At 46.3% G+C, this 20,406-nt stretch carries 22 protein-coding genes and 1 other annotated feature; of the genes, 12 read left to right on the top strand and 10 right to left on the bottom strand.

The genetic code is table 11. From position 1 onward, the window contains the following. Positions 1-463 precede the first annotated feature (463 nt). On the bottom strand, positions 464-784 hold the full coding sequence (locus MKY42_RS27395) for a helix-turn-helix domain-containing protein (RefSeq protein ID WP_024632671.1): 321 nt from the start codon (positions 782-784) through the stop codon (positions 464-466). Between the two features lie 414 nt (positions 785-1,198). Here MKY42_RS27395 and zwf point away from each other — a divergent pair, with 414 nt between their 5' ends. The 4 genes from zwf (at position 1,199) to yunB (ending at position 5,797) form a co-directional block, all read left to right on the top strand. Then, the gene (gene zwf / locus MKY42_RS27390) at positions 1,199-2,653 is read left to right on the top strand and encodes a glucose-6-phosphate dehydrogenase (protein ID WP_090904551.1); all 1,455 of its coding nucleotides are present in this window, start codon (positions 1,199-1,201) and stop codon (positions 2,651-2,653) included. 440 nt (positions 2,654-3,093) lie between these two features. After that, a complete protein-coding gene (gnd, locus tag MKY42_RS27385) occupies positions 3,094-3,987 on the top strand; it encodes a phosphogluconate dehydrogenase (NAD(+)-dependent, decarboxylating) (protein WP_339846179.1) in 894 nt (297 codons plus the stop codon). Positions 3,988-4,074: 87 nt separating this feature from the next. Further along, positions 4,075-4,719: a fructose-6-phosphate aldolase gene (fsa, locus tag MKY42_RS27380; protein WP_024632668.1), complete on the top strand. Its 645-nt coding sequence runs from the start codon at positions 4,075-4,077 to the stop codon at positions 4,717-4,719. Between the two features lie 202 nt (positions 4,720-4,921). Further along, positions 4,922-5,797: a sporulation protein YunB gene (gene yunB, locus MKY42_RS27375; protein WP_339846176.1), complete on the top strand. Its 876-nt coding sequence runs from the start codon at positions 4,922-4,924 to the stop codon at positions 5,795-5,797. A gap of 124 nt (positions 5,798-5,921) precedes the next feature. Here yunB and MKY42_RS27370 read toward each other — a convergent pair whose 3' ends face one another. Then, entirely contained in the window at positions 5,922-6,992 is a 1,071-nt protein-coding gene (locus tag MKY42_RS27370; protein WP_090904548.1) for a M23 family metallopeptidase, read from the bottom strand. A gap of 193 nt (positions 6,993-7,185) precedes the next feature. Between MKY42_RS27370 and lipA the strand changes: the two genes are divergently transcribed. Both lipA and MKY42_RS27360 read left to right on the top strand, forming a co-directional pair. After that, positions 7,186-8,085, top strand: a complete 900-nt coding sequence (lipA, locus tag MKY42_RS27365; RefSeq protein ID WP_110002376.1) for a lipoyl synthase — start codon at positions 7,186-7,188, stop codon at positions 8,083-8,085. Next, a complete protein-coding gene (locus MKY42_RS27360; RefSeq protein ID WP_256222489.1) occupies positions 8,082-8,483 on the top strand; it encodes a YutD family protein in 402 nt (133 codons plus the stop codon). The genes lipA and MKY42_RS27360 overlap by 4 nt, the downstream gene beginning before the upstream one ends. A 27-nt stretch (positions 8,484-8,510) precedes the next feature. Here the strand turns inward: MKY42_RS27360 and MKY42_RS27355 are convergent, their stop codons facing one another. Together MKY42_RS27355 and ylbJ are read right to left on the bottom strand one after the other, a co-directional pair. Continuing rightward, the gene (locus MKY42_RS27355) at positions 8,511-9,314 is read right to left on the bottom strand and encodes an NAD kinase (RefSeq protein WP_090904546.1); all 804 of its coding nucleotides are present in this window, start codon (positions 9,312-9,314) and stop codon (positions 8,511-8,513) included. A 104-nt stretch (positions 9,315-9,418) separates the two neighbouring features. Next, the gene (gene ylbJ, locus MKY42_RS27350; protein ID WP_339846169.1) at positions 9,419-10,672 is read right to left on the bottom strand and encodes a sporulation integral membrane protein YlbJ; all 1,254 of its coding nucleotides are present in this window, start codon (positions 10,670-10,672) and stop codon (positions 9,419-9,421) included. Positions 10,673-11,233: 561 nt separating this feature from the next. Here ylbJ and MKY42_RS27345 point away from each other — a divergent pair. After that, positions 11,234-11,611: a globin gene (locus tag MKY42_RS27345; protein WP_053783277.1), complete on the top strand. Its 378-nt coding sequence runs from the start codon at positions 11,234-11,236 to the stop codon at positions 11,609-11,611. A 36-nt stretch (positions 11,612-11,647) separates the two neighbouring features. Next, positions 11,648-12,379, top strand: a complete 732-nt coding sequence (locus MKY42_RS27340; protein WP_339846164.1) for a DUF2225 domain-containing protein — start codon at positions 11,648-11,650, stop codon at positions 12,377-12,379. 17 nt (positions 12,380-12,396) lie between these two features. On the opposite strand, the gene MKY42_RS27335 is transcribed toward MKY42_RS27340, so the two are convergent. Then, positions 12,397-12,630, bottom strand: a complete 234-nt coding sequence (locus MKY42_RS27335; RefSeq protein ID WP_063566143.1) for a hypothetical protein — start codon at positions 12,628-12,630, stop codon at positions 12,397-12,399. Beyond that, positions 12,627-12,797 carry a YycC family protein gene (locus MKY42_RS27330; RefSeq protein WP_064506463.1) on the bottom strand — a complete coding sequence of 57 codons (171 nt, stop codon included), beginning with the start codon at positions 12,795-12,797 and terminating at the stop codon, positions 12,627-12,629. Before MKY42_RS27330 ends, MKY42_RS27335 begins: the two co-directional genes overlap by 4 nt. Before the next feature lie 118 nt (positions 12,798-12,915). Here MKY42_RS27330 and MKY42_RS27325 point away from each other — a divergent pair, with 118 nt between their 5' ends. After that, positions 12,916-14,715 (top strand): M3 family oligoendopeptidase, encoded by a 1,800-nt coding sequence (locus MKY42_RS27325; protein ID WP_339846161.1) that lies wholly within the window; start codon positions 12,916-12,918, stop codon positions 14,713-14,715. A 273-nt stretch (positions 14,716-14,988) separates the two neighbouring features. Beyond that, on the top strand, positions 14,989-15,402 hold the full coding sequence (locus tag MKY42_RS27320; protein WP_090904542.1) for an O-methyltransferase: 414 nt from the start codon (positions 14,989-14,991) through the stop codon (positions 15,400-15,402). 80 nt (positions 15,403-15,482) lie between these two features. On the opposite strand, the gene MKY42_RS27315 is transcribed toward MKY42_RS27320, so the two are convergent. Continuing rightward, positions 15,483-15,716 (bottom strand): alpha/beta-type small acid-soluble spore protein, encoded by a 234-nt coding sequence (locus MKY42_RS27315; RefSeq protein ID WP_076290933.1) that lies wholly within the window; start codon positions 15,714-15,716, stop codon positions 15,483-15,485. 202 nt (positions 15,717-15,918) lie between these two features. Next, complete coding sequence (locus MKY42_RS27310) at positions 15,919-16,893, bottom strand: aldose 1-epimerase (RefSeq protein ID WP_339846158.1); 975 nt, start codon at positions 16,891-16,893, stop codon at positions 15,919-15,921. 248 nt (positions 16,894-17,141) lie between these two features. Then, positions 17,142-17,408, top strand: a binding site (T-box leader). 64 nt (positions 17,409-17,472) lie between these two features. Here MKY42_RS27310 and trpS point away from each other — a divergent pair. After that, positions 17,473-18,468 carry a tryptophan--tRNA ligase gene (trpS, locus tag MKY42_RS27305; RefSeq protein ID WP_090904540.1) on the top strand — a complete coding sequence of 332 codons (996 nt, stop codon included), beginning with the start codon at positions 17,473-17,475 and terminating at the stop codon, positions 18,466-18,468. A 102-nt stretch (positions 18,469-18,570) separates the two neighbouring features. Here trpS and MKY42_RS27300 read toward each other — a convergent pair whose 3' ends face one another. Next, positions 18,571-18,768, bottom strand: coding sequence for a hypothetical protein (locus MKY42_RS27300; protein WP_063566137.1), 198 nt, complete (start codon positions 18,766-18,768; stop codon positions 18,571-18,573). A 120-nt stretch (positions 18,769-18,888) separates the two neighbouring features. Here MKY42_RS27300 and MKY42_RS27295 point away from each other — a divergent pair, with 120 nt between their 5' ends. Next, a complete protein-coding gene (locus MKY42_RS27295; RefSeq protein WP_017692386.1) occupies positions 18,889-19,107 on the top strand; it encodes an alpha/beta-type small acid-soluble spore protein in 219 nt (72 codons plus the stop codon). Positions 19,108-19,212: 105 nt separating this feature from the next. Here the strand turns inward: MKY42_RS27295 and MKY42_RS27290 are convergent, their stop codons facing one another. Further along, complete coding sequence (locus MKY42_RS27290) at positions 19,213-20,193, bottom strand: metal-dependent hydrolase (RefSeq protein ID WP_339846151.1); 981 nt, start codon at positions 20,191-20,193, stop codon at positions 19,213-19,215. Between the last annotated feature and the right edge of the window lie 213 nt (positions 20,194-20,406).

Here is a 20,406-nt window from a genome sequence, read left to right as displayed (position 1 = left end):
TGAAGACCACTACATAGATGAAATCAAATAAGATCATATGGTAAACAATATCCACTTATCCAAGTCTTATGCTTCCCGTATCTTTCAGCAAGAAACAGGAAGCAGTATTACGGACTAGGTCACAGCCCTAAGACTTAAGCAGGCTGATATCCTAAGCTGGAAACGACAACTCTGTCCGTTCAAGAGGTGGGCAGGCGGTATTCCGCAATGGATCTTATTTCGTTCAATTATTTCGCAAATCGACGGGAACAACTCCCGTACAGTATCGGCAACATTTTGAACACAGCAGCAGACATTAAATCACATGAGGGTAACTGCTGATGTTATTAAAAGTAGCGTCAGTACATTATCGTGATGAAATTTAAAGTGCTATTTTAAAATCACAATGTTTCGGAAATTAAAGTGAAAATGAAGTGTCGCCTCTTAATAGAATGAGAACCTATTCTTTACTCAAAAGTACGTGCTACAGCCACTTATCGGCCCACCGTTCGACGGCGCTTAAAGCGCGCCCCAGCTCTGTGCCTTTGCGGGACAACATATATTCTGTCCGAACAGGGCGTTCCGTAACCACATGACGTACGACCAGTCCCTCTTCCTCCAGTTCCTTCATCCGTTCATTAAGTACCCGTTTGCTCAGGTCCGGAATATAAGCGTGAATTTCACTGAATCGTTTGGGTTCTTCCATCAATGTATGAATAATGAGGGCTACCCATTTCCGGCCAATGATCTGATAAGACTGTTCCACCTTTTCGCATATTTGCTTGGCATTCTCATCATCGCTCATAATAGTACTCCTTTGATTTAGTTATGCTTATTATAGCACTAGTATACTTATTGTAACCTGAGTGTCCACAAGCCATATGTGTAAAATGTCACATACCAATTGTTCTTAATGTTACCACATAAAGCGTTAACATTAAATAAAAACCCTATAAACACTGGTGTTCACAGGTTAGACACGATTGTTGACGAATTGTGACGACAGGTGTAAGATGGGTAACGTCAATTCAATTGGTTACAATTTATAACCTTGATTAAGGTTGTGGAGAGAAGGAATGTTCCATGTTTAATTCAGGTCAGATACACAAGCGGAGGTAAGGCGGGGAACTCCCCCACTAATTCCGTCTTTTGTCATGCTTGGATTTGAACATTTTGCATCATCATATACTATACTGCACAGATCACAGGAGGCACTCCAATGGACGCAATGACATTTGTCCTCTTCGGGGCAACAGGCGATTTAGCCAAACGTAAGATTTACCCTGCATTATATAATTTGTACATTGATTCGAAAATGCCGAAATCCTTCTCCGTTATCGGTCTTGGACGGCGTGAATTGTCGGATGCTGACTTCCAGGCGAATGTTGAAAAGTCACTGCACACCTTCTCCCGTCAAACACCGGAGGAAGAAGCTCAGGTTCGCGACTTCATTGGAGCTTTCCGTTATTGTTCTTTAAATAATACGAAGCTTGAAGATTACACCAAATTGCTGGAACTGGTTCAGAAGCGTGAACAAGAGCTCAACATTCCTGAAAATCGCATGTTCTACATGTCGGTTGCACCGGAATTCTTTGAACCAATCGCACTGAATATTCAAGAAAGCGGCTTGGGTAACACCAAAGGCTGGAAGAAACTTATCATCGAAAAACCATTCGGACACGATCTGCAATCTGCTCGTGAACTGAATGAGAAACTCAGCAATACCTTTGCGGAAGAAGAAATTTACCGTATTGACCATTTCCTTGGTAAACCGATGGTTCAAAATATTGAAACCCTCACTTACGCGAATCCGGTCATTCAGGCTTTGTGGTCCAACCGTTACATTGCCAACGTACAGATTACGGCAAGTGAAACGGTTGGTGTTGAAGAACGTGCCGCATATTATGACCAAAGCGGTGCCCTTCGTGACATGTTCCAAAACCATATGCTTCAATTGCTGATGATGATTGGTTTGCATTTGCCAAAACGCTGCACACCGGAAGAAATTCAATTCAAAAAGCAGAAGATCGCTGAGGCTCTTCGTCCATTGACGAAAGAGAATATTGCTTCCGAAGTCGTTCGTGCCCAATATGGAGCAGGCGAACTGCAAGGTGCTTCTGTTGTTGGATATCTGGACGAGCCTGACATTCCAGCTGGTTCTCAGAATGAGACATATGTTGCTGCGAGACTGTGGATCGATGATCCATTCTGGAGCGAGGTTCCATTTTACATTCGTACAGGCAAACGTCTGGCTGAAAAATCAACCAGAATTGTTGTTGAATTCAAGGCTCCACTGAAAACAGGTCATGAATCCGAAAATACAACAGAGCCTAACTTGCTTACCATCGAAATTGGTCCGAAAGAAAGCATCTCGCTTCAATTAAATGCGAAAAACCCACTCAACCAAGGCGAAGTGGAAGCAATGCATATGACCTTCAACTCAGGTGAACGCAACATTCCGGAAGCTTACGAAAACCTGATCTTTGACGCGATGCGTGGAGATTCTACATTCTTTGCTCACTGGAACGAAGTTGAACTGGCTTGGCAGTGGGTACAGCCGATCTTGGAGGCATTCCAGGATGGCAGTGTGCCACTCGATACGTACAGCGCTGGTTCGCAAGGACCGGAGTCAGCAGATCGATTGGTTGCAGAGAACGGCTACCGTTGGTGGTAAAAGTAGTGTAAGGGCAGCATCAGAGAAGAGAACACTACAGTCTGTTCTGCTCGATAATATACAAATTTTCACGAAATACACCGTTCCAATTTTGCATAAGTCCTTCCGGTAATACCCGGAAGGCCGCGTAAATTTTTGATATAGATTACTTGGCTCAATTTAAATCAGTTCATAACAATTACGCGCGAGTAGTGAAGGGGACGAAATCGATTCTGAAGAAGCGAAGCTAAAAGCTTTCTGGAAGAAAGCTACTCCGGAAGCATATGCTTCGCCTTTGTCTCCATATTTTAACCATAAACATTATTAATCAAGAAAATTTGGAGACAACAGCGATCGAAAGAACGATTCGTAACCGGAACGGCTACTGCGCCAAGGTTAAGCACTTATTTTGGAATTGGCCAGATAAAAATTAGAAATGTTCATAACAGGAGGAACTAGCAATGAAACTTGGACTTATTGGATTAGGTAAAATGGGATTGAACCTGGGTAGAAACCTGATTGACCACAAACATGAAGTGGTTGCTTTTGACCTTAACGCTGAAGCTGTGAATGAAATGAAAGAATACGGCGCAACAGGCGTATCTTCTTATGCAGAAATGGTGACTTCCCTTGAATCCCCACGTGTATTGTGGATCATGGTTCCTCACAACGTGGTTGACGCTGTATTGGCTGAAGTAAGCCCACTGTTGTCCAAAGGCGACATCATCATCGAAGCGGGTAACTCGCACTACAAAGAATCCATTCGTCGTTACGAGGAAATGAAAACTAAAGGCATTCACTACATGGACGCTGGTACATCCGGCGGTATGGAAGGCGCTCGTAATGGCGCATGTTACATGATCGGTGGCGATCCTGAAGCTTGGGCAATCGTTGAGCCGGCGTTCAAAGATACTTCCGTTGAAAATGGTTACCTGTATGCAGGTAAAGCAGGTAGCGGTCACTTCCTGAAAATGGTCCACAATGGTATCGAGTACGGTATGATGGCTTCCATCGGTGAAGGCTTCGACGTATTGGAGAAAAGCGGTTTCGATTTCGACTTCGAACAAGTTGCTCGTGTATGGAACAACGGTTCCGTTATCCGTTCTTGGTTGATGGAATTGACAGAGCGTGCATTCTCCAAAGATGCTAACCTGGATGAAATCAAAGGGGTTATGCATTCTTCCGGTGAAGGACGTTGGACGGTTGAAACAGCATTTGACCTGCAAACTGCTACACCGGTTATCGCGTTGTCCCTGTTGATGCGTTACCGCTCCCTGGAAACAGACACGTTCACAGGTAAAGTTGTCGCAGCATTGCGTAATGAATTTGGCGGTCACGCTGTAGAAAAAAAATAAATCATATATAACTGTTAACATATACGGATAATCGGGTAATGATGAGTATAGTTGTTTACAAAATTCATCAAGTGGAGGGAACATATCATGAAATTTTTCTTAGATACAGGTAATGTTGAAGAAATCAAACGGATCGAACGTCTTGGTCTGGTGGATGGAGTCACGACCAACCCGTCTTTGATTGCCAAAGAAGGTCGCGTATTTAAAGAAGTGATTCAGGAGATCTGTGGCGTTGTTAAGGGCCCGGTCAGTGCTGAAGTGATCGGACTGAAAGCCGAGGATATGTTGAAGGAAGCTTATGAAATTGCAGAGTGGGCACCGAATGTAGTGATTAAACTACCGATGACCGAAGATGGACTCTATGCTTGTCATGAACTGACGCAAAAAGGAATTAAAACCAATGTAACGCTGATCTTTTCCGCAGCACAGGGCCTGATGGCGGCGAAAGCTGGCGCAACGTACATCAGTCCATTTGTTGGCCGTCTGGATGATATTGCGGTGGATGGCATGAAGCTGATTCGCGATCTGCGTCTCATTCTTGATACGTATGATTTGCCTTCCGAAATTATTGCAGCAAGCATCCGTAATATCAAACACGTGGAGGATGCAGCGCTTTCCGGTGCGCATATCGCGACCATTCCAGGTTCACTCCTGCCAACATTGTGGAAACACCCGCTGACAGACAGCGGCATTGAGCGCTTCCTGAAAGATTGGGAGTCCGTTCCGAAATAATGTGGACAGTAGTCTGATTCCTCAGACCTGTGTTCCATTTAAAAGCCTTTCGTCGTGCAGATAACATCTGCTGGCGGAAGGTTTTTTTTGTTGGATGTGATGATATCCCCGTACGAGCAGGTGCTGTCCTTCTTTTTCGGGACAACGGTGCATAAGGATAGTTATATAGCCTATAGCTCATCCCGCAGGGGAGGGACGCCCGATGATGAGAAGACGATGGCGAAGCCGAAGACGCCGCAAGCCGCCAAGTGGCAGGCGCAAAATGTGGTTGATTATTTTATTGGTAACAGCATTTTGTTTGATGCAGGGTTTTGCCTATGTCGATAAGAAAATGAAACCGCCCATCATGCATCTGGCCAAAATCAGAGTGAAGCAGATTGCAACGGAAGCGATCAACAAGGCGATTACAGCGCAGGTTTCCGAAGGTAAATCCACCGAAGGGCTGATTGACTGGAAAACCGATACGGCTGGGAAAGTGTCCGGATTTATGCTGAATTATGATGAGCACATGCGGATCACTGCGAGTACGATGAACATCGTGCAATCCACTTTGCAGAACGTGCATATGTTAAAAGAAAAAATTCCGCTGGGGCAGGCGTTGGGCAGCCCGGTACTGGCATCCTTTGGTCCAAGTATACCGGTTCGTATTGAGCCTCAGGGAGCCGTCAAAGTGGATCTGAACACCCGTCAGCAGAACGCCGGTATAAACATGATTCTGGTTGAAGTGTACATTCACATCATTGCCGAAGTGGCGGTAGTGGTGCCCTTTGACATGGAACCTGAGACCGTCGATACGGAAATTCCGATATCTTACCTGTTAGTGGTAGGGGATGTGCCGATGTACTACTATGATAATCAGGGCAAGCCGGTGGGTAGCAACGGCAGCAATGCACCTGCAATTGCACTGCCATCGGGTCAGGCGGGTGTTTCGAGTGGTCATGGAGGAACGCCAAATGCAACCTCTCCCAATCAGCAGCAGGCTCCAGCAAACGGTCTGAACGGAAATGGACTGAAGGTTGAGCCGGATTTGTCTGATCCAAATGAGGGATTGCAGCTTGACGTGGATGGGAACCATTAATGAGTCCAAACAAATATCGAACAAAAAACGGGGCCTCTATGATAGAGGTCCCGCTTTACATTAAAAATCATCACAATACTAAAGAGATACTTATTATCCCTCATCCAATTTAATTGTTTTGCCTTCAGTTGCCTTTGGCTTTTTTCTGTTTGCGTTCTTCCTGTTCCCAATGCTTCAGATGAGGGTATGGGTCGAACGACCATTCATTCAGCCCGCTGTCGCGATAAATGCCATAGTGCAGGTGAGGCGGAAACTTGCCTTGTGTACCTGGTTTTCCATACCCTGAACTGCCCACCCAGCCCAAAACCTGACCAGGGGTAACCACTTCGCCGATATGGGCGTTTTTGTCAAAGCCGGATAGATGAGCGTAATAGTGGTAATGGTTGTTCAGATCGCGAATGCCAATACGCCAGCCGCCAAACGGATTCCAGCCTTTGATTTCAACGACACCGTAACAGGTACTGCGTACAGGCAGGCCATGCGGTGCAAAAATATCCGTGCCTTCATGAATACGGTACCCACCCCAGCTGCGTTTGGTCCCCCAGGTACTACGGTACGAATAGTTGGTTCCGAGAGGGACGGGAAAAGCGTGACCAAAGAGATCGAGGCTGTCAAAATGCTCATATAATTTCGCAAATTGCTGAATACGCTGCACCGCCCGGGAGTTATGGTAATAGTCCCACAGAGCGATATTGAAGTCCTCCTGCTTGGTCCCATATTTCTGAATAATGGATGCCATGCTGTAAAGTACGTCGAGGTCATTATTGGCATCTGCAACACCATCACCAGAACCATCTCGACCATACCCGTTGAAAAAGATAATGGAACCCGGGTGTTGATCCGTCTCATCCGGATTGAGCCAGCCTCTCCAGGCTGGAGGGGTCATGAATATACCGGTCAGACGATCCGGATGTTTACGATCTTTTGGATGTGCACGCGAGATGGTTCGTTCATATTGATCAATTGCTGCGAGCCTGTACCATGGAATTTGGGTCATTTGACCAATGCTTTCATATAGATGCCGGCGCGAAGCGAAAATGTCCGCTGGTTTTTGCTCTACAGCCTGAGGTTTGGAATCAGCGGCGGTAGGTTCACCGTAAACATCAACAGGCAAGAATGGGAGAAGCAGTGTGCCTGCAAGCAATGTTTTGATCCAAAAGGAATACGTTAACCGCGATGTAAAGCGATCTTGCACAGGGAAGCAGCCCCCTTTCCAATAAGATGATGCACATGGTGCCCGGTGAACCAAGCTATAACCTAGCGTTCTTCAAAAGTCTTCATTTTATCCACCATGAATGAGATGTGACAAATGGGGGTTTTTCCAGCGCTTTCATGGTATAATATGTTCCGAGCAACAGCCTAACTTCAGTAGAAAGAAGGTTTATGCATTGGCTAAACGTGTTAAAGAACCGAAACCGGACTGGATTCGGATCAAATTGACAACCGGCGATAACTATCAGGAAATGAAAACGATGATGCGTTCCAAAACGCTGCATACAGTATGTGAGGAAGCACGGTGCCCGAATATTTACGAGTGTTGGGCCAATCGGACGGCTACTTTTATGATTTTGGGCGACATTTGCACACGGGCATGCCGTTTTTGTGCGGTAAATACCGGCTTGCCAACGGAACTTGATTTACAGGAACCAGAACGCGTGGCAGAAGCGGCAGAACAGATGAATCTGCAGCACTGCGTAATTACGAGCGTGGCGCGTGACGACCTGAAGGATGGAGGAGCGACGATCTTTGCGGAGACAGTGAAGGCCGTTCGTCGTCGTTTGCCTTTATGCAGTGTAGAAGTGCTGATTCCGGACTTTTTGGGTGACCGGGATTCCTTGCAGATTGTAATGGATGCCAAACCGGACATCCTGAATCATAACATCGAGACTGTAGAGCGATTATCGGACAAAGTCCGTGCCAAGGCGAAATACAAGCGTTCACTCGAACTGCTTGCTCGTGCCAAGGAAATGCAGCCAAATATTCCAACGAAATCGAGCATCATGCTTGGTGTGGGTGAGGAATATCATGAAATTTTGCAAACGATGGATGATCTGCGCGCTGTGGATTGTGACATTATGACGATTGGTCAATACTTGCAGCCATCCGAGAAACATCTGTTTGTAGAGAAGTATTATCCGCCAGAAGAGTTCGCATCATTGAAGCAGGAAGGACTGAAGCGTGGATTCAGCCACGTCGAATCCGGACCTATGGTCCGCAGCTCTTACCATGCGCATGAACAAGTAAAATCTGCTGCGAAAAATGCTGAACAGGCGGCATCTCACGCATGATGGAGGATACAGGATTGGAAGAAGAAAAAGGTTCAGAAGAGATTCAAGAATCGGTTCAGGAGCCAGTACAGGACAAACCCAAAGAACCGGTTATTGTTCAAATCGGCGGAAAAAATTATGAAATCGTGCAGAACCATAAAGAAGGCTGGAATCCTGAAGTTTTCCGTGACCGTTACAGCGAAGTGTTGGAGCGGTACGATTACATTATTGGGGACTGGGGTTACAGCCAGCTGCGTTTGAAAGGTTTTTACCGGGACAACCATCCCAAAGCTACGAAGGATTCCACGATCTCCAGCATGGTGGACTATATCAATGAATACTGCAACTTTGGCTGTGCGTACTTTGTGCTTCAGAAGAGCAAAGATCAGCCTCAAGCCAAAGCAAAAAGCGGTTCCTGAGAAGGACCGCTTTTTTGTTGCGTGTATTTAGTCCAAAAAAGCTGTGCGAACCCTGTTCCAAAACGGATAAGGCCGGAAACGGGCAAAACTGACCTTATGACGGGCCACTTGGCAGCGTACCGATATGAGATCTTCCACCATAATGTTTACGTGGTCAATGGTAAGCAACAACCGCTGATCCTTGCGTGAGAAGATATCACAGTGGTGGTGCTTGGGCAAAATAACCGGTGAACCCAGCGTCCGATAGACGCGGTTATTGATTGAAGCAATCTCGGCGATCTGAATAGCCTCGATCGTTGGATGCACCATGGCGCCGCCAAGCGCCTTGTTGTATGCCGTACTGCCTGAAGGGGTCGATACACAGATACCGTCTCCCCGGAACATCTCAAACGTTACGTCATTAATGTCAACCTGAGCAACGACTGTACCGTCTACACCTTTTAACGTAAATTCGTTCAGTGCGATATAGGAGGTATTGCCCGACTTTTTACGAATCTCAAGCTCCAATAACGGGTACTCCACAATTCGGGGTTTGAGTCGTTCCGGGTCGCCTTTGCCGCTCATCAATCGAACCAATTCCCTTAATTCTTCCTTCTTCCAATCGGCATAAAAGCCGAGATGGCCTGTATGAACCCCAACAAAAGCAATATCCGGGATGCGGTCGATGAAATTGTGAAATGCTTGCAGCATCGTACCATCGCCTCCGATGGAGATGACAATCTCCGGCGATTCTGCATCCAGCTTAAACCCTTCCTCTTTGGCCAGCGCATGAAACTGCTGACTGAGATCAATCGATAACTGGTCTCCGCGGTCTTGAACATAGTATCTCAAGATGAAAGCTCCTTTGTGGTCATTATACTACCGATGATAATCAATTCCAGGGAAGAACACAACGTTGGATTGATATTCAGTTGAATATAAAGTCACAGGATGGCTTATTTTTTCATACGCCGAGGTAAGAAAAAGGAACTCATCAGAGAAAGCATCAGCAGTAAAAGTAATACGCCCCCAAATACACCTATTCCCGAAAACAGGATCTGTCCCCAATCTGGTGTATACGAAAATAATTCTGGCTTGGCACCCGTTTGGAACAATACAGGCCATTCCGAACCACCCATCATCGGCAGCCATAACAAAAGTACAAGTATGGGTGCAATGAGAGCGTGGATTGCTCTGGCAAACAGAAAGGGGCCGTACCTCATCGTTGTGTTGCTCAGAACACTCATAATCTGGGCATGAACGGATAATCCCCCCCAGGAGAGGACGAAAGCAGCAGCAGCAGCTTTGTAGACGAGCGGAATGGATATGCCAGCCCCTCCTGCTTCTTTGGCTCCCAAAGTGACTTCAAATAACCCGCCTACGAGGCTGTGGGATAAGGCTGGGGGGTATCCCATGTATAGAAGCATTTGTTCCGTAATGGCATATAATGCGCCTAACCATCCGGTTTGAACGAGTAACTCCATCATAACGGAGAAGAATACAACTAACCCTCCTACGATAATAATAAGGCGAAGGGATGAGGAGACTGCCTGGTGCAACAATTCACCAAATGCCCGTCCATCAGCTTTCCTTGCCTCGTGCATGGCATAAATGGCTCGGACTAGTCTGCTTCTGTGTACCTCTTCAGATGCGGAGGGAGAGTTGATAATCGACGGTTTATCCTTTAGGGAGACACTGCCATGGAACCGCATGAGCAGGCCCACAAGAAATGCAGCACCATAATGTGATGTGACCAGTATGGGAGCAATAGCTACATTATGAAAAAAACCGACCGATACGGCTCCAATCATAAAGATGGGATCGGATGATGTGGTGAAAGCAACGAGGCGTTCACCTTCTTCCCGAGTAACCAATTTTTGCTCCCACAACTGTGCAGTCAATTTGGCCCCAGTGGGATAACCGGAAGCGCAACTGACGGCAAACACAAAGCCACCGCTTCCGGGAACGCGAAATAGCGGACGCATCAATGGATTTAAGAGTGTACCCAAAAAATGAACAATGCCGAAGCCAAGAAGCAGCTCGGAAAGCACAAGAAAGGGAAAAAGGGAGGGGAAAAGCACGTCCCACCAAATGGATAGTCCACGTACACCAGCATGCCAGGTTTCCGCAGGAAACAGCACCATCAACACACACAGGATCAGGAGAGCTAGTGGGATCAGGACTTGGGTGATTCGTTGTGAAGCGGCCATGAATTCTTCTCCTTTATTTTTGGAATGGTGAGTGTGCAGCAGATCGCTGGTGCTTTTGCCATCAATATATGAGACAAAGCGGACAAACAGTACAAATTAATGTCTAGAAAGCGCTTGCAAAAGTGGCTGTGTTTTTAAGAGATGTATGCTAAAATGATAAAAACGCCTGAACGTCACCTAATTACCTAGAAGGTGGAATTAAATCGGATGGAGTGATGATTATGAGTCTTGTCACCGGAATCCTGGTTTGTGCTTTTGTTTATGTTATACGTGCCTCGCTTGTGCGCTCTGAAGAAGAGGACTGGCGAAGTTACTGATGAAATATTTGGTGCGCCAAACCTCTTGTTTGGCGCTTTTTTTGTGCCTTCAGTCTGAGATAGACCTGTGTGAGTCATGGCTATGTGGGACCATAACCCTTTCATGTTATATAGGACTTTTGGTTTTTTTTTGATAGAATGAAGACAAGGCGCTCGTGGCCTTGTTCTTCATTCTCCTTTCATAATTAAGCATGGGAGTGTAATATATTTCAAAATTCGACATCTGAAAGGAGGGGGAAGCGGAATGAATCCTAGTTTGAGCATCTACGACAATCTTGGTGGAGAGGCAGGCGTTCGCGCACTGGTTGAAGCTTTTTATCCGATTGTTCAGCAGAATGAGAAGCTGGCTCCTCTTTTTCCGGAGGATATTCAGCCGGTAATTGACAAGCAATACATGTTTTTGTCTCAGTTCTTCGGTGGTCCTGCATTGTTTTCCGAGGCTTTTGGTCATCCGATGATGCGTGCCCGCCATATGCATTTTGAAGTGACGGTTGAACGGGCAGAAGCCTGGCTTGCATGTATGGATCAGGCGTTGACACAGGTCGGTGTGGAAGAGCCATTGCATTCTTTCGTCCTGCAGCGATTGTCGGGGCCAGCACATCATTTTGTGAATACACCTTAGTTCCGATTATAAGCTTTTGGGAGAGGGATGGAATGAGTGGAATTAGAGCCTCTGTATAAGGTAAAAGTGAAGTGTCATTATTGCGAGATCGAGTATGATACCTCACGTGTAAGACCAAGCTTGAAACGGCCATACCGGACGGATTCCGATTTTTGCGCTTATTACAAGCTGGAGAATCCGGATTTCTATGTTGTACGAATCTGTCCGGCGTGTGGATTCGCTTCGACGGAAAATTCAACGGAACAATTGAACGATAAACAGCGCAAGGCTTTCAAGGAGCAGATCGGCAATCGTTGGGTGAAACGAGACTATAGCGGAGCGCGGACACTGGAGCAGGCGATGGATTCATACAAGCTTGGACTGCTGTGCGGGCAGGTTATTCAGGAGAAAGATCGTGTCGTTGCAGGTCTGCTGCATCATATTGCCTGGCTGTATCGTTACATGGAGGATCATATTCAGGAAAACCGTTTTCTTGAATTTAGCCTTGAGGCTTACGTAAAGGTTTTTGAACGGGAAGGTACTGGCGGGAATGAAGCCAAGCTGTTGTATCTGCTGGGAGAGTTGAACCGCAGGGTAGGTCGATTCCATGAGGCTGTAAAATGGTTCGGCAGGGTCATTCATGACAAGCGCATTACCGATGCTGCCATGATTCGTGCTTCGCGGGAGCAATGGGCATTGCTGCGGGAACAGATGATCTCGAGTAAGTTGGAGTTGCCGGCTGAGATGATTGAAGCAGACAAAGAGGCTGCGAAACGCAGCCCCATTTGATAAGTGAGAGTTGTTCTTTAATTGCGGACAGGACGACTGGATAGCAGGTAATCACTATCGTTGTCGATCACAGTCATGCTGGCATTACAACAAGGAAAGACCAGCAATTTCTTTTTGCCTTCGCGAATGCGTACAAGCTCCTTCGGTTTGAGCGGCAGCAGTACATTGTTTGCATGGCAGTACGGACATTGCTGTACATAAATGTCCCCCATTACAATATCGTAAGGCCAGCTGTTCTCAAAGGGAATCATTCTTGCTCGCCTTCCGTAGAGGCAGGTTTAGCCGCTTCTTCTTTGGCCAATTCGGCGATTTTCTGCATCAGGATATGCTGCGGCATATGCATCAGATGTTCGAGGGGAACACCCAGAGATTCTGCTAATTTGACGGCTGTGTCAGCCGAGACTTGTAAAGGTTTCATACGATTACCTCCTGAAAATAGCTTAAACTATTTCTCTAGTATAGAGATATAGCGCTTATAAAACCAGTTCTAATTCAAGGTTAATTATCCATTCTACTGAGAGAGGTGCCTTATTTAAATGAAAACACCATTACAACCCGTCTGGGATCTGGAGTCCATTTTTAGTGGAGGTTCTGCCTCCGAGTCGTTTGCTGCGTATTTGATTGAGCTGGAGCAGGATGTACGCAAGCTGCAAGCCCTTTTGAAAGAAACACCTGCACCCAAGTCACTGGCAGAAACAAATGCGTTTGATCCGATTCTGGAACTGCTGCAGAGCTGTTATATCCGAATTTCGGAAGGGTCCGCATTTGTGTCCTGTCTTTCTTCACAAAACCAAAAGGATAAAAAGGCAGTTCAGCTTCAGGGCACCATTAGTTCTCTTGGCGCGATGTTGAACAGCAGCAAGTCCCAATTCGATAATACGCTTAGCCAGACGACAGACTCTGTATGGGAAGCATGGATTGCTCGGGAAGATATTCAGCCGCTTGCCTTTGTACTGAACGAGAGCCGCACACAGGCTCGTGAGAAACTGTCACCTGAGCTTGAAGGTCTTGCGCTGGATCTCGGCGTAGATGGTTACCATGGGTGGGGCAAATTCTATAACACCATTGTAAGCAAGGTTAACATTCCATTTGAACAAAATGGTGAAACGGTGATGTTGTCCGCAGGTCAGGCTGCCAATAAGCTGAGCGACAGTGACCGGAATGTCCGCGAGACTGTATTCGCTAATTGGGAACAGGCTTGGACGGATGTCGAAGACTTCTGCGCAGATACATTAAACCATCTTGCCGGTTTCCGTCTCAAATTGTATGAGAAGCGCGGCTGGGATGACATTCTTAAGGAACCTTTGGCGATCAACCGGATGTCGCGTCAGACGCTTGATACGATGTGGGACGTAATTAACGGTGCCAAACCTGCGTTGGTTCGATATTTGGAGCGCAAGGCGAAACTGCTTGGTGTAGAGAAACTCAGCTGGAGTGACGTTGATGCACCTGTAGGCAAGTCGGGTGGAAAAGTCACCTATGACGAGGCAGCCATCAATATTGTTGATCAATTCGCCAAGTTCAGTCCCAAACTTTCCAAGTTTGCAGAGATGGCTTTTGAGAAACGTTGGATCGAAGCAGAGGACCGTCCTGGCAAGCGTCCAGGGGGATTCTGTACGTCCTTGCCACTCAGCAAAGCAACACGTATTTTCATGACCTTCTCTGGGACGCCGTCGAATGTGTCGACACTTGCCCATGAACTTGGTCACGGATATCATCAGCACATTATGGAAGAACTGCCGGCCTTGAATCAACGCTATGCCATGAATGTAGCGGAGACGGCATCTACCTTTGCCGAGCTGATTGTAGCGGATGCATTGGTTCAGGGAGCAACGGATGAGCAGGAGAAGCTTGCTCTGCTTGAAGACAAGATTCAACGAAGCGTTGCGTTCTTCATGAATATTCACGCCCGTTTCCTGTTCGAAAATCGATTTTATGAGCAACGCAAACAAGGTTTGGTGAATGCAGATGAGTTGTCCAAACTGATGGTGGAAGCACAGCAAGAAGCGTTCTGTGGTGCGCTTGCATCGGATCATCCGCATTTCTGGGCATCCAAGCTGCATTTCTATCTGACAGGTGTACCATTCTACAACTTCCCGTATACGTTCGGATATATGTTCAGTGCAGGCATCTACGCCAGAGCGCAGGAGGAAGGCACGGCATTTGCCGATAAATACGATGATTTGCTGCGGGATACGGGCCGAATGACGGTAGAGGAACTGGCTCAGAAACATCTGGGTACAGATCTCACACAACCGGATTTCTGGCAAAATGCTGCGAACCTGGTCATTGCCGATATTGATCAATTTCTTGAGATGACAGAATCCGCAAAATAGTATTCCTATATATGAAATGTGGCTGCAATCCTGTGTAAATGCACACGGGGTTGCGGCCTTTTTTTGTGTTTCTAAAAGTTAGACACCCGCTAAATAATTTGTCGCAATTGAGAGAAATAACTCGCTAAAAGGACGCAAAATGGCAATTAATTGTGCAAATTATAGTTATAATTACCCAAGTTTGTTTTTCTTTGTTGAATGACCACATATGTTGTCATATAATGAGTCATAAGTCCTTGTTTTGTAGGATGAAGTGCATAAAGGAGGAGCGTTATGGTAAAAATTGACCAGCTTTCATTAGCACGACAGTTGGATCTGGTGTTCAAAGAGCTTGATCATGAATTATCAGGGTTAGATTCAGGTGTAGTTTTTGTGCAAATACGAAATAATGTAATTGGGAAGTTTGGGATTCGACATAATCCGATAACCGGACGTGATGGTCAAATGGAAGTGGAGGACGGTGGATTAAACGAAAACCAGCGCTCTTCTTTCCGCGCAATGGCACTGGAGACTTTGAAATTCAAGCGAAATTGGACTCATGGAGAAATTGCATATGATTTTACAGTAAGACAAGGCATGATTCTGGTTGATGCCACGATGGAGTCCAACTATAATATGGCGAACCTGATGATTCGTTATCCAAGAACCAATACATACATGGATTCAGGCATGGAGTCGTCTTCATAATTGCGATGAGCACACAGGAAAGCGGCACTTCCGAAGAAGGCCGCTTTTTGCTCTTGCATATACGAGCACAAATTACGAGCTTACGAACGACCCGATAATTGCTGCTCAGCGATTTGGACCAGACGTTTAGTGATGTAACCACCCAGAGAACCTGTCTCACGGGAAGTGTAGTTACCGTAGTAACCGTCTTGGGGAATTGTTACACCCAGCTCTTGTGCAGCTTCAATTTTCAATTGTTGCAAAGCTGCAGTTGCTTGAGGAACAACCAGATTGTTTGAAGAATTTCTGCTTCCTTGGTTTTGACCTCCGTACATGTGTGTCACCTCCTTATGGCTTGGTGATGTTAGTATGGTTAGAGAATGAGGAAATATGCATGATATGGCGTAAGGTAAAATTTGGACAAAAGAGAAGAGATATAACATGAAAAAAGCCGACCCAGTATGGATCGACTACGTAAAATAAAAGGAAAACAATAGGGGCTATATCCCATAGAAGGCGTCTGAGAGTACAAGATTACTACTCGGTTGGCGGAACAATCTCAATACGTGTAAAAAGTTCAACGGGCTGTTCAGGTTCCAGACGGATTAGTCCCGTTTGCTCGTCTGTTAAATTCAAATTAGGTGCATCAGGAAGCCATGTGTAGGGTTCAATGCATAGAAATTGATCGGATTCGCCCTTGGTAAAGAGGACCCAATGTTTGAAATATGCTTCATCTGCTGAATATTTCAGCAAATATCCATCCTGTCTGCGCAAATGAGCTACAGCTGGTTGACCTTCGGCAGCTTTCAAAATGGTATCCCAGTTGCGTCCTTGCATGTTCATGCCTTCGTTCAAAGAGGACCATTCTCCGAGAGATTCAATCTCACCTGTAGGCATTTGTTCCTCGTTCTGAGCGTAGATCCCGGACACAGGAAGTTGAAGCGTCCATTCGGCAGGTTTGCCGTCAAGCAGAAACCATGTATGATATCCCATTCCAAAGGGAGCAGGAGTGGAGCTCAGATTGGTCACACGCAGACGCTGGCTTAACACCGCGTTTTGTAATCTGAACGTCATCTCAAGCTTCAAAGGAATTGGAAATTGAGCCATCCAATGCTCTTCATTTTCAGTTAATAATTCCGTTGTAATTGCACAGCCATCTTCATCTTCTTCGATGTCGCTGACACACCAGGACTGGCTGCGGTGGAGGCCGTGAATATGGTTGTCATTGGCCGTATTCTGATCGAATTGGTAATGAACTCCCTCATATTCGAATTGTCCTCGATGAATGCGGCCTGGCGGAACAAGAAGCGGAACGCCGAAGTGATACGGCTTCTGCAAATAAAAGGCAAGTTCATCTTCTTCCGGACTGCGAACGACATCACGGCCCTGCACCAGATCGCGAATCGAGATAATGTTATTTCCAAGACGCGGCAGCAGGGTAATCTCCAATTCACGGCTATGTAGGATATACGTGTCGTAACCATTCCATTGGCCTTTGGTCACTTGTTTCATATCGATGCTCCTTTTCCCACTTGAAATCTGTCTGCAAACGGCCATTCCTATCTGCCGTTGCAGGCGTGTCATTGTGTACATGCCACTTATCCCATTAACATGCTGAATGAATGCTGTTGATTAGGATAAGCAATTCCATCATAACAGATTTCTGTGAAGTGGGTAAAAAAAGCTATTCCCATTTTGACATTCTGCTCCATGCGGATTAAGATGGTATTCTGAACGATGGTTTTATCCACTGAATGATAATCAAAGCGATGACAGGGACAAGTAAGCCAAGAGAACTCTCCCCAGAAAGCCGGTGGGTGATGTGAACCGGTGTGAACTCTTTACCGAATGGACCCTTGAGTGCTGATTTGAACGGGCGGTGTCTGAAGCTTGGGCAACCCTTAGTAGAATCGGACGTATACTCCGCGTTACGGAGAAATGAAGGCATTTCTTCTACATGATCTAATGAGGTCGACAGGAATGAAGAAATGCGAATAAGGGTGGCACCACGGTCTCACGTCCCTTGCGGATGTGGGGCCTTTTTGCGTTCGCTGAGAATAGGAACAAACCAATAGGGAGGCGTTATGTAAGATGAAAACAGTACTTTCGGGAATTCAGCCGAGTGGCAAGCTCACATTGGGCAACTACATCGGAGCAATTAAAAACTTTGTGAAATTGCAGCATGACTACCAATGTCACTTCATGGTGGTTGATCTTCACGCTGTAACGGTAGCTCAAGAGCCAGCTGCGCTGCGTGAGCAGTCTGAAGCGGTAGCTGCATTGTTCATCGCAGCTGGAATCGATCCTACGAAATCCAATGTGTTTCTGCAATCCCATGTACCGCAGCATGCGGAATTGGGCTGGTTGATGACTACACTGACTTCGATGGGTGAGCTCGAGCGCATGACTCAGTTCAAGGACAAATCATCTGGTAAAGATTCCGTTGGCGCCGGACTGTTTGTCTATCCTTCATTAATGGCTGCTGACATTTTGCTGTATAATGCTGATCTTGTGCCTGTAGGCGAGGACCAAAAGCAGCATCTGGAACTCACACGTGATCTGGCGGGACGCTTTAACCATCGTTACGGTGAGTATTTCACGATTCCAGACCCGTATATTCCACAGGTGGGTGCTCGTGTAATGTCACTGGATGATGCTTCTTCCAAAATGAGCAAAAGTAATCCCAATGCAGGCAGCTACATTGCCTTGCTTGATCCGCCAGATGTGATTCGCAAAAAAATTAGCCGTGCCACAACCGACTCCGGTCGTGAAGTTGTATATGATCCGGCAAACAAACCTGAAGTCAGCAACCTGATGAGTATCTACGCTGAATGTGCAGGTCTGACATTGAACGAAGTCGCGGAGCGCTATGAAGGCAAAATGTATGGTCCGTTCAAAAAAGAACTGGCTGAAGTGGTCGTATCCGTTATTGAACCTTTACAGGAACGGTATCGTGAGATTCGTGAGTCTGGCGAATTGGCTGACATCCTGGAAACTTCAGCTCGTCGTGCAGAAGCGGTGGCTTCCCAGACACTTAATGCGGTTAAAGAACGCATGGGGTTTGTTCCTAGACGTACGTTGAAATAGGGCGAGGCAAATAGCTTAAAGTAGATGAATTGTTCACATAATAAAGAGGAGCCCTGTGGCTCCTCTTTATTTCGTACTACCTATGAAGTGAAGTTTACCGGGTTAAGAGGCAGTTTCCGAGGTGGTACGTGCTTCACGACGCTCTTTCTTTGCGCGAATGACGAATCCCCAGCCGATGTTGGCAACCGACACGACAAACAGCAGCGTAGCCAACCAGCCAGAGTAAGAGATCATGATCGCCGTAACCGCTAACAACATAATCGAAGAGAATGCAAACCATAGCGACAAACCTTTGCTCATTGGGAAAAACCTCCATATAGAAATTTGATAAAATTCCGTATAACCTGAAGCGCACGAGCCATAATAATCTTGCAAGCTTGCAATTACATTACAGACACAGATTGAAGGGAGATTTTAAATATGGCTCAAGGATCTCGTTCTAACAACTTGGTGGTACCTCAAGCAAACTCAGCACTGCAACAATTGAAAATCGAAGCTGCACAGGAACTGGGTGTAACTATCCCACAAGACGGTTACTACGGTAACTACACTTCCCGTGAGACAGGATCTCTGGGTGGGTACATCACCAAACGTCTGGTACAAATCGCTGAGCAGTCTCTGGCTGGGTCTGGCAAATAATTATTATAACCAAACAGCAACAAGCAGAAGCCCGGAGCAGAAACGCTCCGGGCTTTCTCGCGCATTCGTTCCTATGTCTGATTGTGCCCTTCCATGCACCTTTCGTCAAGAGCGTGCGGATAAAAGTTTTTTATCCATTTTCTCGTCGCTTAACCAGCCGACATACGTATCAATCGTTTCGAAATTTCGATCCATAACGACTACAGCGACAAATGGATACTGTTTGCGATGTCGATAACGCACATCGGCCCAGCGAACCTTGTACCCTACTGGTAGTTCTTCGACCTCAGCGACAGCATAGGAGGTGAAGTACAGAAATGCAGTGACTTCAGGAGATTTGCGCGAGGCGGCAACAGCCGCGTGAGTGGACGATGAAGCATGGAGATTCCAGGTTAGGACGGAATGATCCATTTTGCCAATCTCATAACTGCCGTCTGCATATCTTTTCACCACATGCCATCGGTTCCAGGATATTGTTGGGATGACCATGTAATGAGCCTCAGAATTATTTTTGTCGAGTCGCTTCACCTGTCTAACAGCCATAGCACGTGCTATTGTCCGCCATACATAATACAAGCCAATCAAAATATACAGTGTAACAAAGAGTGGAGCAGGAGCGATCAGATCGAAAGCCCATAACAAAATGGCCAGCACATGTGTGGTAAACAGAAACGGATCAAAAATATGAATGATGTTCCAGGCAATCCAGCGTTCTGTAAAAGGTCGTGCTGCCTGGGTTCCATAGGTATTGAACAAATCGGTAAAAACGTGAACGCCTACGGCGACAGCAGTCCAGGCTGCCACGTGTCCAATAGCGACACCTGGGAAGATCAATGCAATGACTCCAGTAATGAGCAGAACCCATAACAGAAGAAATGGCAGTGAGTGGGACATGCCCCGGTGATTCCGGATGTAAAGCGAGTTACTTTTGAGACGTAACGCAGTATCGATGTCAGGAGCCTGCGAGCCTGCAATGGTGCCAACCATGACCGCAGCTGCGAGCATGGGACTCGTCGCGACAACAGGATCGACATAAGCCAGACCGGCCAAACCAATCCCCATGACAAAATGTGTAGAAGTATCCATAAACGTCTCCTTTGTGTGGTGTATCGTTAATGCGAGTTGCTTCTCTATCTAGGTGATACCCATATATAGTGTATATTATCCGTCTAGCGAGAAGCAAAACACCCTAAATTCCAAAGATATGACAAGAACCTGCTCAATTGACAGCAATTGTACGAGCATTGTCAAACTCTTTTTCCTTTTCCTGTGATAAACTTTATATCGGAGGCAGAGAGA

This window comes from Paenibacillus sp. FSL W7-1088, from assembly GCF_037969855.1.
In the GTDB taxonomy this organism is placed as follows: domain Bacteria; phylum Bacillota; class Bacilli; order Paenibacillales; family Paenibacillaceae; genus Paenibacillus.
This window is presented reverse-complemented; position numbering and strand designations above follow the sequence as displayed.